The 13,296-nt window shown below is 32.2% G+C and carries 9 protein-coding genes; 1 reads left to right on the top strand and 8 read right to left on the bottom strand.

The features are described from left to right. Positions 1–183: 183 nt before the first annotated feature. From V9L05_RS12225 to V9L05_RS12210, 4 genes are all read right to left on the bottom strand, one after another. Positions 184–3,357 carry a T9SS type A sorting domain-containing protein gene (locus V9L05_RS12225; protein WP_338792969.1) on the bottom strand — a complete coding sequence of 1,058 codons (3,174 nt, stop codon included), beginning with the start codon at positions 3,355–3,357 and terminating at the stop codon, positions 184–186. A gap of 640 nt (positions 3,358–3,997) precedes the next feature. Further along, positions 3,998–5,251, bottom strand: a complete 1,254-nt coding sequence (locus tag V9L05_RS12220; protein ID WP_338792970.1) for a nucleotide sugar dehydrogenase — start codon at positions 5,249–5,251, stop codon at positions 3,998–4,000. A gap of 123 nt (positions 5,252–5,374) precedes the next feature. Then, a complete protein-coding gene (locus tag V9L05_RS12215; RefSeq protein ID WP_338812164.1) occupies positions 5,375–5,566 on the bottom strand; it encodes a Lacal_2735 family protein in 192 nt (63 codons plus the stop codon). Positions 5,567–5,735: 169 nt separating this feature from the next. Then, positions 5,736–7,061 (bottom strand): hypothetical protein, encoded by a 1,326-nt coding sequence (locus V9L05_RS12210; RefSeq protein ID WP_338812163.1) that lies wholly within the window; start codon positions 7,059–7,061, stop codon positions 5,736–5,738. Positions 7,062–7,427: 366 nt separating this feature from the next. On the opposite strand from V9L05_RS12210, the gene V9L05_RS12205 reads away from it, so the two are divergent. Continuing rightward, a complete protein-coding gene (locus V9L05_RS12205) occupies positions 7,428–7,769 on the top strand; it encodes a 2Fe-2S iron-sulfur cluster-binding protein (RefSeq protein WP_338812162.1) in 342 nt (113 codons plus the stop codon). Between the two features lie 108 nt (positions 7,770–7,877). On the opposite strand, the gene V9L05_RS12200 is transcribed toward V9L05_RS12205, so the two are convergent. The 4 genes from V9L05_RS12200 to V9L05_RS12185 all read right to left on the bottom strand — a co-directional run bounded on the left by V9L05_RS12200 (position 7,878) and on the right by V9L05_RS12185 (position 13,295). Beyond that, on the bottom strand, positions 7,878–8,300 hold the full coding sequence (locus V9L05_RS12200) for a VOC family protein (protein ID WP_338792974.1): 423 nt from the start codon (positions 8,298–8,300) through the stop codon (positions 7,878–7,880). A gap of 122 nt (positions 8,301–8,422) precedes the next feature. Continuing rightward, a complete protein-coding gene (locus V9L05_RS12195) occupies positions 8,423–10,390 on the bottom strand; it encodes a T9SS type A sorting domain-containing protein (protein ID WP_338812161.1) in 1,968 nt (655 codons plus the stop codon). A 107-nt stretch (positions 10,391–10,497) separates the two neighbouring features. Then, complete coding sequence (locus V9L05_RS12190; RefSeq protein WP_338812160.1) at positions 10,498–12,450, bottom strand: T9SS type A sorting domain-containing protein; 1,953 nt, start codon at positions 12,448–12,450, stop codon at positions 10,498–10,500. 122 nt (positions 12,451–12,572) lie between these two features. Further along, positions 12,573–13,295 (bottom strand): response regulator transcription factor, encoded by a 723-nt coding sequence (locus V9L05_RS12185; RefSeq protein WP_338812158.1) that lies wholly within the window; start codon positions 13,293–13,295, stop codon positions 12,573–12,575. Position 13,296 lies beyond the last annotated feature (1 nt).

Genomic DNA, 13,296 nt, shown 5'->3' with positions numbered 1-13,296 from the left:
TGAGGACTACGTCATTCTCAGCCTAAGAAATACTAGAATCATGATGTAGCTTGAATTAAGTTGCGCTTAAGTCACTGTAAAAACATCTTGTTCTATTTTTTTAACTACTTGTCTAGTTATAAAAAAAGCCTTCATGTCATAAATGAAGGCTTTTTTGTACTTATTTATAAGTTATGCTATAAATTAGTTTCTAACAACTCTGAGAACTTTAGTTTGTTTGTTAGAAATAACTTCTATAAAATAGACACCTACTTTTTGATTTTGTAAATTAAAGGTAGTTTCTAAATTTGCACCTTCTTTATTTTGCTCTTGTACTTCAATAACTCTACCCAATACATCCATCAGACGAAGAGTTACTGCTCCTTTAACTTCTTGGTTTGTCCAAGCTACAGTTACTTTTCCGTTACTTGGATTTGGATAAGCTGTTAATTTTTCATTCAAATCTACTTGATTTTGATTAGCTACTTTAGATGCTATTCTACCAGAAGTTTCACAAAAAGATGTTTGTACCTGACCTGTATTTCCTGATGCTGAATAAATAGCTACATCAGCTACTAAGGTTTCGCTCTCATCAATAGCATATTCTTGCACAACAACTCCATTTTTATAAAATTTCATTTGGCTACCTTCTCTTGCTACCGTAAATACATCTCCTTTTTGATAAGGAACTGGTGTACCACTTTGGTAATTATAACTTGGAACAGCACTTGAATTAGCTACAAAATACCACGCATAATTAATAGATGTATAAGATGCTACTGTATTAGGAGTTGCTAACCCTACCATATAGTAAGTTTTGTTATCAACAATAGTATTACTTACCCATCCATCATTGTTACTTGCAATCTCTTGTGTTGAAGTAGCTCCACTTGTCCAACTTGAAGTAGCACTTACTTTAGTGAAGATATTATTTGATAAACCTATATCTACTGCATTGTCAATACCAATAGAGTAACCAATAGCCACATATTTGGTACGAGAGCCATATGTTCCAGAAGCTGTAACAGAGTAAATACCTGTATTCTTATTTGAAACATTAGGAGTAGTTTCTGCTCCTACTCCTGACCATAAATAACTAGTAATACCTGTCTCACCCAATAAAGTTGTTGTTGCAGCACCCATTCCATCAGTAGGACAATTATTAGAAGTAATAGAACTAACTTCTAAAGTTATAGGACAAGTTATAAATTGTATTTGAGGAATAATAGTACCACTAGTATATGCTGAAACATCCACTATTAAATCGCCTGTTGTGACTCCAGGAACTGTTCTAAATGCCACTCCATTTTTAGAGTAAACAAGAGTTGTTCCTGTACGCTCTATGCTGAAAATATCTCCTATATCATAAGTACCAAAAGAACCATCACCACCATATAAAAGTCCATTTTCATAAACTACAAAACTTCCCGCATTAGTAAGGTAAATAGCAAAACGAATCTGATTAAAACCTACTCTTCCCTTATTATAGGAAAGCCCAACCATATAGTTATATGATTCAGAATCTGATGCAGTAAATGCTATACCTCCGTTACCTGTAACCTTTTCTTCTGAAAATGCTTTACTTGTCCAACCTGTAGTTGCTGATTTAACAAGCTCTTTATTTGCATTTACAGTAAATTGGGTTAAGTCTGATGCATTCCAAGTTAAATCATATCCTACTTCATAAGTAGCTGTATAGTCAACACCATTATCAGTAATAGTAACTGTATATTCTCCTGCTGAAAGTCCAGAAATAGTTGATGTAGTAGCTCCTCCTGGAGACCATGAATAAGTTGCACTACCACTGCCTCCTGTCACTACTAGTTCTATCTCACCAGTAGATGTTCCTGCACAACTTGCTCCAGTTATTCTAGCAAAATAAGTTGGAGGAGTTACTATAACTGGACAAGTAAATTCTATTTTTGGAAGAGTAGCAGGATCATAAGATGATACATCAGCTATCAAACCACCAGTAGGTACACCAGTAGTAACAGTTCTAAATACAACTCCATTTTTAGAATACTCAACTGTAGTTCCAATACGTTCTACCTTGAAAATATCTCCAATTTGAAAAGAGCCAAATGAACCTTTACTTGACCCAGACTCATATACTTCAGCTTGACCACTACCTAAATAAAGAGCATAGTCGATACTAGCAAAACCTGTTGCTCCTTGATCAGGTGAAAGTCCCATCATATACCTTTTGTTAGTAGCAGTTGCTGTCAAGACAATACCACCATCACCTGTGATTTGCTCATTGGAAAATGCCTTAGTATTCCATGCTGTAGTACCAGCTTTAACTAATTGATTATTTCCATTGACAGTAAAACCTACCTCTCCAGTCCAAGTTAATGTAGCACCTACAAAATAGCTACTTGTATAATCGATACCTAAATCTGTAATAGTAACTTCATACTCTCCTACTGTCAAATTAGAGATATCTTTATTAGTAGATATTTCTCCATCTGATGGTACTCTAGTCCATGAATACGTTTGTGCTCCACTAAAGTCATTTAAAGTTAAAGTAATTGCTCCTGTACTAGCACCACAGCTTGTACCAGTTATGTTGGCAGAATAAGTTGGAGGAATAACTGGAGGAGTAGTTGAACAAGTAAACTGTACTTGAGGAAGGGTAGCAGGATCATAAGATGATACATCAGCTATCAAACCACCAGTAGGTACACCAGTAGTAACAGTTCTAAATACAACTCCATTTTTAGAATACTCAACTGTAGTTCCAATACGTTCTACCTTGAAAATATCTCCAATTTGAAAAGAGCCAAATGAACCTTTACTTGACCCAGACTCATATACTTCGGCTTGACCACTACCTAAATAAAGAGCATAGTCGATACTAGCAAAACCTGTTGCTCCTTGATCAGGTGAAAGTCCCATCATATACCTTTTGTTAGTAGCAGTTACTGTCAAGACAATACCACCATTACCTGTGATTTGCTCATTGGAAAATGCCTTAGTATTCCATGCTGTAGTACCAGCTTTAACTAATTGATTATTTCCATTGACAGTAAAACCTACCTCTCCAGTCCAAGTTAATGTAGATCCTACAGCATATCTAGCAGTATAATCAGTGCCTGCATCTGTAATAGTAACTTCATACTCTCCTACTTCTAAGCTAGAAATATCTTGATTAGTAGATATTTCTGAAGTTGTTGGTACTGTGTTCCATGAGTATGTGGTAGGTCCAGTTAACCCTGTTACTACCAAATCAATAGCTCCTGTAGATCCTCCTGCACAAGAAGTACTTGTTATATTAGCAGAATAATTTACTTGAGCAAAACTTGTTGAGGTAGTTATGAGTAAAAATAAAGTCAAAATCCAATATCTTTTACAAGATAAATAACTAGAAAAGTAATTCATAAAAAGGTGTTTTAAAGTAGACAAATAAAAAAACGTTTCAAAAAAATCGTATAACTTATGAACTAGGAGTTAGTATAGTATTCTTACACTTTTAATTACTTTTAAATTTAGGAACAAAAATTTAGTATTTAGCTAAGTTTGAGTAAAGTATTATAATGTTTATAAACCTAGCACTATTTTCTCAAACAAATATATCAAAACTAAATTCATTATTTAAACTTAAAAGGTTATTATTTACATAATAAGTTTATATTAAAATTGAAATATAACTTTTCTAATTTTTTTTCTAAAGTAAATCATAGTTACAAAAATTTCATAAAACCTGTTTGTAAATTACCTCATTTTTAATTAAAAAACAAGCCTATCGACTAAGTATTATCATATATATATTGTAGATAATTATTATGTCTTTAGTTTCTAAAAATGAGCATTCATACTCAAGGTTTTGAGGTAAAATATTTATTTTTTTCTGATTAGAGTACAGCTGAAAAATATAGACTAAGAATTTAATTATGGTACATTTTCATTAAATCCTTTTCTTTAGTGAGATTAATGCTAGGTCAAAAAAGACACAACTTTCACATTAAAACTTATTGTCTCTATCGCTAGATACCAATATATGTATTACACACTCTAAATTTTAAAGTCTAGCCGTTACTTTCGATTTATCAAACTTTCCTTTAATATCATAAATCACTGTCTTTTCATGTTTTAGATTTTCAAAATCTAATGATTCAAACTCTTTGTGAGAAACAGCCAAAACGATAGCATCATAATTATTAGTAGGTTCTTTTATCAGATCAAGATTATATTCATGTTTTACTTCGATTGCATCTGCCCAAGGATCATGAACTTCTACATTTGCACCAAAATCTTGAAATTCTCTGATTACATCAATTACTCTTGAGTTTCTAATATCAGGACAATTTTCCTTAAAAGTAATTCCTAAAACTAAAATTCGTGCCCCTTTTACACTACTACTTCGTTGAATCATTAGCTTTACCACTTTTGCAGCTACAAAAACGCCCATAGTATCATTGATTCTTCTTCCTGCCAAAATCACTTCTGGATGATACCCTAAACTTTCAGCTTTGTAAGTCAAATAATAAGGATCTACTCCTATACAATGTCCACCTACTAACCCAGGTCTAAAGGGTAAGAAATTCCATTTTGTACCTGCAGCTTCCAAAACCTCTAGTGTGTCAATGTCCATTTTATCAAAAATAAGTGCTAGTTCATTGACAAAAGCAATATTCAAATCTCGTTGTGCATTTTCTATAACTTTTGATGCTTCGGCTACTTTGATGGAAGAGGCAAGATGTGTTCCTGCTGTGATAATTGAGCCATAAAGTATATTGAGTTCTTGAGCAATTTTTGGAGTGCTCCCACTCACTACTTTTTTGATTTTAGAAATTGTATGTTCTTTGTCACCAGGGTTGATGCGCTCAGGAGAATATCCACAAAAGAAATCTTTATTAAACTTAAGTCCACTTTCTTTCTCTAAAATAGGCACACAATCTTCTTCTGTACATCCAGGATAGACTGTTGATTCATAGACTACAATGTCACCCTTTTTAAGAACCTTTCCTACTGTTTTTGAAGCTGAAAGAATAGGTTTTAAATCAGGCTTTTTATACAAATCAACAGGTGTGGGAACAGTTACAATATAAATTGTAGCTTCTTTGAGCTTTTCAACACTAGCAGTAAAAGAAAGTTGGTGGGACTCTTTTAATTCCTCAGTATTTACTTCAAGAGTTCGGTCATATCCTTTTTTGAGTTCGTCAATACGTTTTTTATTAATATCAAAACCAATAGTAGTATATTTTTTACCAAACTCAACCGCCAAAGGCAATCCTACATAACCCAAACCAATAATTGCTAATTTATATGTCATAAAAAGAGGACTTTGTTTTATCTCTTAAATCAAGGGAAGAATTGAAAACAAATTATATGTGTTTTCAATCTACAAAGTAGCTAATTTTTACTTATATAAAAAAATGAGTAAAAAATTATTTAATTATCCCTGTTGAGATTTTTTCAACTCCTCTATTTGTTTTAGTATTTGGTCAGCTTCAGCAGTCTTGAGGTCACTGGCTTTTCTGTCTGAACGAGAAAGTTTGAAGGCTTCTTCTATGTTTTTTTTATATATTTCTGTTAATTTATCAATTTTTGCTTGAATTGGGTCTTTTTTCTTAAATAAGCCAAACATATTTTTAGTTAGTTAATGGTTTTATATAATGATTTCATTCTTGATGTTCTGCTAACGGCTTGTATATCTTTTTGTTTTAATGCTTTCTAAGCCCACAAAAAAAGTCACCAACAAAATAATTTTGCTAATGACTTTTACATAAACATACTAAAATCTATATTTATACTGTTTAGAAGCGAAGTTCTACTAATTCCCAAAACTCTTTTACTTCATCATTCTGAAAATTCCAATCATATTTCATAATATAATTATTTTTCAAGAACATAATTGCCTCTTTATGTGTAGCACAACGATCAATTCCTGTAAGTGCATCTTCTAACTCATCTTGATTATTACCAAATAATTTCTTAGTAAAAAGAAATTTTTGATTAAGTGTAATGAGTTCCTTTATCGTCTTTCCAGAAGGAGCAAAACGCTCTGCAAAAGTAGGTGCATCAGCATCAGCACCTGTAGTATATTTATCAGCAAAAGTAGTAGCTTTAGCTTCCTCAATTGGTTTAGAAATTACATTTGTAGCTGTTACTGGTCTAGTATTTTTGTTCTCTTCGCTCATAAAATAGGGTGCAGCATAACTATTTTTTTCTTCAGCTACTTCCTCACGTTTATAGGATTTGAACAATGGAGCATCTTCCTTTGGACTTTCTTGTATTTTTCTCTCTACTGGCTCTACTGACTTTTCTATTTTCTTTTCTATATGCATTACTTCAGAGGGAGCAAAGTTATTACTCTTTTCGGTTTCTTCTTCAAAGGAAGTATCAAAAAAACTTTTAGCTTCTTCCTTTTGAATATTTTTTTCAATAACAGGTTCAGGAGCTTTTTCTTCTACTTTTTCAGGTTGCTTTGCTTGGTCAGTAAATGTTACAAACTCTTGAATTTTAAGAGGTACAATATCTCCTAATTGACGCAAAACAGTCTTTGGATCATCATATTCTACATTATTATCTACAATATTTCCAATTGTATCAATTGCTTTTGTGACCGAAATCATTCCAGCATCACTTTTTTCTTCTAGTCCTTTTACAATCTGCTCAAACAAAACTTTATGTGTTTTGACATATTTTAAAGCAGGTTTGAATTCTTCATTAATACGGATTGTAGCACCATTTTTTGCTAATTTCTGAACTTCTTGCTCATAAAAAACATAAGGAGCTAAAAGTAATTGAATGGTATCAGCAACAGATTGTGTAACTAATTTTTCGAAAGTGGACTCATCAATAGAAATATTTCTAGAAAGCATATTCATAAGTTTCTCTAAGAGAGCCTTAATTTCTGGATTTTCATAATCAAAAAATGGACTTTTGATTTTAGAATTATCAGCTTGCCAGTTTTCGAAAAGTATTTTGATAATAAATAAATTTACCTGTTTGATTCCACAAAAATCTGTAAGTTGAGAACCTGTTATGCGCTGATGTTTTGCAAAAAACTCCGAACAAACGGCTTTAGCAAATGATTCAGCATAAGCCAGAACAGCGTTATTATTTAATTTACTTGCCATAATTTTATTAGTAATTGGGTTTGGATATTATTTTTTGATGGATTGAATTCTATTTTTTGAGTTTTAGATATATTAACTTTTTACTTTAAATTGCAAGTTCGTAAAAATGATAATTAATACCTTATTTTGATGTATTTTTCAAAGACTTTTTTTAAATAATTTCTTTAAAAACTTTAGTTTTATAATTTTTGAGAGTTAAATCTAAAATTTTATCTAAAAATACAAAAACAATTTGAACTCTATTTCATTTTAATAGGCTAAATAATGAAGCTACCTAGAGCTATTATTTTTCAAATAGTATACAAAACATTTTTTTCTTATTCTGTTTTTAAATTTAGTTTCTTAATTTCCAAAATATTGCCAACAATGCCAAAAATTACAATTCAGAACATGAACGCCGTAGAATTTTCGGCAGACACAAAAAAAAGTTTGTTACAAAACATTTTAGATGAGCAAATAGACTGGCTGCACTCTTGTGGAGGAAAAGGAAAATGCACAACTTGCAAAATGATTATTAAAGAAGGTGGCGAAAATCTTACACCAAAAGGTAGTGTAGAAAAGAACTTTTTTGCATTAGAAAAGCTAAAAGAAAATGAGCGTTTGGCGTGTCAATGTAGCTTTAAAAATAAGGTAGAACAAGACACAAAATTAGTAATTTGTGTAGGTAATAAAAACAAACTACCCCATATTGAATATTCAGCTTGCTAGAAATATAACACACTGAAAATAAAAAGATTATCGTTAGTTCAAAAAGCCACATTCTATTTTAAGAATATGGCTTTTTGTTTTCGAACAGACTGTTAAGACTCTCACCTATTACTTTGCAAAGAGTTGGTCTATATTTTTAAAGGCTTTAAACTCTAAAGCATTATTTTCTGGATCTAAAAAAAACATAGTTGCTTGTTCGCCTACTTTTCCTTCAAAACGCAAATAAGGTTCAATAACAAACTTTATATTTTGAGATTTTAATTTTGCAGAAAGTTCTTCCCAAGTATCCCACTCCAAGACCACTCCAAAATGAGGAACAGGCACATCATGTCCATCCACAGGATTCGAAGCTGTTTTTTCTGCTACAAATTCACTTTGTGGTTTTTGATGAATAACAAGCTGATGACCAAAAAAATTAAAGTCTACCCAATGTGTATCACTTCGTCCTTCCGAACATCCCAAGACATCTCTATAAAATTGACGGCATTTTTCTAAATCAATGACAGGAATAGCTAAATGAAAAGGTTGCATAGAAATGGTAAATTATTAATGGTAAATGAATACAAACAACTAACTAAACTTTTAATTAAAAAGTTGTGTAGTTTATTTATTTCTCATTCCATAGGAGTAATTATGAATTAAAGTATTAGAAATTATTTTTTAATAAATTTCTTTGTCAAAACCTCTCCTGTCTGTACATTAGAAACTCTCAAGATATATAATCCTTTCGAAAAGTTAGATAGGTTTTGATTAAAATTCTGAATTCCTTTTTGATAACTTTCAGTAGTTGCAACAACAGACTTTCCATTGCTATCAAAAATTTCTATTTGAAGTTCTGAATTAGAAGAAGGAACTGCAAAAACAAAATTAATTGAGTTTTGAGCAGGATTTGGATACATCTTTTGAATCTCAAAACTTGTAATTATACCTTGATTATCAATGGCTATTGTTTTGGTATAAGTAAATGTTCCATCCAAATCTACTTGTTTCAATCTATAATAGTTTATTCCTATCTGTGGTTCAGCATCCCAATACTGATAGAGTTGATTTTCCATTTTTTTATTTCCAGACTTCAATTCTCCAATTTTGATAAAATCCATTGCATCACTACTTCTTTCTATTTCAAAATGAGAAGTATTAAACTCTCTAGCTGTTGCCCAATGCAATAAGTTTTGTTCTTTTACTTTTTCGCCTCCAAATTCGGTTAGTTCTAAAGGTAAGACAACACAATCTAAGCCTGCTGTTCCTGAAAAACCAATGTCAAAACCAATACCTGTGGCACTAAAGTTATTAATTACAATATAATATCTTTCTCCAGCAATTACATTCAAATCACTGTTAAAAGGATTTCCTGGACCAGGTGGTTGAGAGTTATTTGTTCCTCCGTTTGCTGTACTTATACCTGTTGTTCCTCCTGCTCCAGTACTAGAACTAGCATTACAAGACACACTATTTCCTCCAACTACATCTGCACAAGTATTAGCACGAAAAAGATTAAAATCATAGTCATCTCCTCCTGGATTTTGAGAATCTATTATTAATCCTAGAGTTCCAGTAGTTTGAATCTCAAAATTTAGCCAAATAGATTGTAATTCTGTTTCGTCAACCCCTCCTGTAAAACAATTTCCAATATTGCTATCTACTGCACCAGGACCAAAACTATTTGTATTAAAAGAAGAACTGCTACATAAAGGAAAACTGACATCACAATCTGAATATTGGTTTTGAACACAAATATTCATTGTTCCTTCTCCACCATTTTTTCTCCAAACTCTCAAATAATAGGTATTTCCACCTACTAATCCATATTCTAATATTTGAGACATATTTCCTGTTCCACTATTGTCATCACAAGCGACAAAAGTAAGTGTACCACAAGTTCCATCTGTTGAACGATACAATTCCATTCCACTATCTGTAATAGAGCCAGCTTGTGTATTTATAACAGCTTGACCTCCAGCAGGAGCAATAAATTTATACCACACATCTTGAGAACCCGTTCCTCCTCCACAAGTAGGATTTGGCAAACCACTATAAGTAGCATTTACATTGGTGATTGAAGAAAATGTACACTCAAATTGCCCCACAGGTAAATCAAAAGCACCTGTACATTCGTCATTGGCTGGTGGTGGTGGTGGTGGATCTCCAAAAACACACATATTCCCAGTCATATTTCCACTACTACCATCATTAAAACGTATTATTCTTATCAAATAAGTTACTCCTACTACAGTAGTTATCACCATTGACTCTGTTCCTCCATTACCGAAAGCATCTGCACAAGCACCTGCTATCTGTGTACCTCCACAACCACCTTGATAAACAGCTATGGCAACGTCTCTAGCACTAGCTGCTGCTACAGTTGTCGAAGTAGAATTTGCTACAAAAGAGACCCAACCGTCTTCTCTAATATTACCATTAGTGACACATGATGTGTTTGCAACAGTATTATCCCTTGTGAAACTTCCAGGAACAGAAAATGGAATAGCTACACAAGTAGTTGAAGGGGAAATGGAAGTAGCAGTAGCACAAGTATTAGACTGTGCATTTGTATTTGTAGTGAAAAAGCAAAACAGTAAAGTAATTGCTAAGTAATAAAATAAGTAGTTTCTATTTTTCATATTTTTCTAATAATTAAGCGACCTCATGATATAAAATAACGTAGAGCTAGTAATAGGTATTGCACTATGCCTGAACAAATTACACTTTTTAGTAGCTTCAAAAAAAATTATTTTTTAACGAATTTCTCTGTCAAAACTTGTCCTGTTTTTAGATTTGAAATTCTCAAAATATATAATCCTTTTACAAAAGAAGATAGATTTTGATTAAAGTTCTGAATTCCTTTTTGATAATTTTCAGTAGTTGCAACAACAGACTCTCCATTGTTATCAAAAATTTCTATTTGAAGTTCTGAATTAGAAGCAGGAACTGCAAAAACAAAATTAATTGCATTTTGAGCAGGGTTTGGATATATTTTATGAATCTCAAAATTTGTAATTATGCCTTGATTATCAATGGATATGGTCTTGGTATAGGTAAAAGTGCCATCCAAATCTACTTGCTTTAGTCTATAATAATTGATTCCTATTTGTGGTTCTTTATCCCAATACTGATAAATTTGATTTTCATTTTTTTTATTTCCACATTTTAGCTCTCCAATGTTTATAAAATCCATTGCATCATTACTTCTTTCAATTTCAAAATGAGAGGTATTGAATTCTCTAGCTGTTGCCCAATGCAATAGATTTTGATCTTTTATTTTTTCTCCTCTAAATTCGGTAAGTTCTAAAGGCAAGACAACACAATCTAGTCCTGCTGTTCCTGTAAAATCAAGATCAAATCCTGAACTAGAATTTTCAAAGTTATTGATTAATAGAAAATAACGTTCTCCTGCTAATACAGGAATATCTGCATTAATATTTGTTCCTCCTGCATTTTGTGAATTAGAACTACCTCCATTTGCTCCTGTATCTCCTGGGCTTACATCATCTGAATAGTTACAAGATACTACTGTACCATTTGCATTGATATTCGTACAAAAAGAACCTTCATCTCTATATAAAATAAAATCATAATCATCCGAATCTACTTGTGGAGAAATAATAAATTGCAAATCACCAGAAGTTTGTATCTCAAAATTTACCCATACAGATTGTCTTTCTGTATTATCACTTCCTGTGAAACAATTCCCTACATTAGTATCTGTATTACCTTCGCCAAAACTATTTGTATTAAATGAGGAACTACTACATAAAGGCAAACTTACATCACAGTCTGAATATTGATTTTGAACACAAATGTCCAATGTTCCTTCTCCTCCTCCAAACTCCCACACACGTAAATAATATGTATCTCCTCCTGTTAAATTATATTCTAATATCCTTGGCATTGTTCCAGCTCCCCCATCATCATCACAATCTACTGAGGCAAGTGAGCCACAAGTTCCATCAGGAGCGTGATAAAGTTCCATTACAGCGTCTGTAATAGAGCCTGCTTGTGTATCAATAACAACCTGCCCTCCAGCAGGAGCTACAAATTTGTACCAAACATCTTGAGCACCTGCTGCAGTACATGAAGGGTCACCACCAAAAGTATTACTATATGTACCTCCTGTATTTGTTATTTCTCCAAAAGTACATTCAAACTGTCCTACATTTAAATCAAAAGCTCCTGTACATTCATCGTTGGCTGGAGGAGATGACAGACAAATATTTCCATCCATTGAATTTGTAGCTGCAAGATTATTTCCTCTACGTGTGAGTCGGACAAAATAAATATCTCCATTTATGGTAGGAACAGTTAATATTTCTGTTTGATTATTTCCTCCTCCTGCATTTGTACAATTTTCTTCTACTAAAGCCCCACAAGCTCCTGAATAAACTGCTAAGACTAAATTTCTATTAGTTGTTGCTTCAATTGTAACATCATTTCCATTTCCTTGAAAAGAAAACCAACCATCTCTCACTGTGTTAGTTGCATCTAATCCTCCACAACTTATAGTTTCTCCACTAGGAGTAAATGCTGGAAAAGTTATTGAATACGAAGGATTAGCACAATTTGGCAAAACATCAAGCAATGGAGCTCCTGCACAAGTATTTGATTGTGCATATATATTTGAATTGAAAAAGCAAGGCAGTAAAATAATTATTAAAAATTCAAGTAAGTATTTCTTGTTTCTCATAAGTAGTTAAGTGTTTTAATTTATGTTTTTGCTAAAAATAATCATAAATTTTATTTTTAGAGTAACTTTATCATAAAAAACACTAATTTACTAAAAAAAGAATCAAACAATCACAATATCAATCAGTTACGCTGAGTTATTTTGAAGCCAACACGAGGAATATTCTCTATTTGGATAGTATCATCTTCTTTCAAATATTTGCGAAGTCTTGAAATAAAAACATCCAAACTCCTTCCCAAAAAATAATCATCATCACCCCAAAGTTTGTTTAGAATAAATTCTCTTCTCAAAACTTGTTCTTTATTCTGACAAAACAGATTTAATAATTCGGCTTCTCTTGAAGTAAGGGTATATTTTTTTTGAGAAGGAGAAAGTAAAGACAAATTTTTCACATCAAAAAGATAACTTCCTAATTCTATAGTAGAATTTTCTGAAATAAAATTTTGAGCAGAATTAGCTTGAGAGCCAACTGAACGCCTTAAAAATATTTCTATTTTCAAAACTAACTCTTCTATGCTAAAAGGCTTTGTAAGGTAATCATCAGCACCAATTCGGAGTGCATGCAGACGGTCTTCTTGAAGAGATTTGGCAGTCAGAAAAAGAATAGGAATGTCTTTATTTTTTGCTCTTACTTTTTTGGCTAACTCAAAACCATCTAGTTTTGGAAGCATAACATCAAAAATACATAAGTCAAAATTATTTTCTACAAAAATTTCAAAGGCTGTTTGTCCATCTTTTATCCATTCAATTTGGTAACCTTCTAAACTCAAGTGGTCTTTTACTACAAAACCTAATGTAGCATCGTCTTCTACAAATAATATTTTTTTTTGACTTTGTATGTTCATT

The sequence above is a fragment of the Bernardetia sp. Wsw4-3y2 genome, from assembly GCF_037126295.1.
Lineage (GTDB): Bacteria > Bacteroidota > Bacteroidia > Cytophagales > Bernardetiaceae > Bernardetia.
The sequence above is the reverse complement of the archived record's forward strand: the minus strand, read 5'-3'. Positions and strand labels throughout refer to the sequence as shown.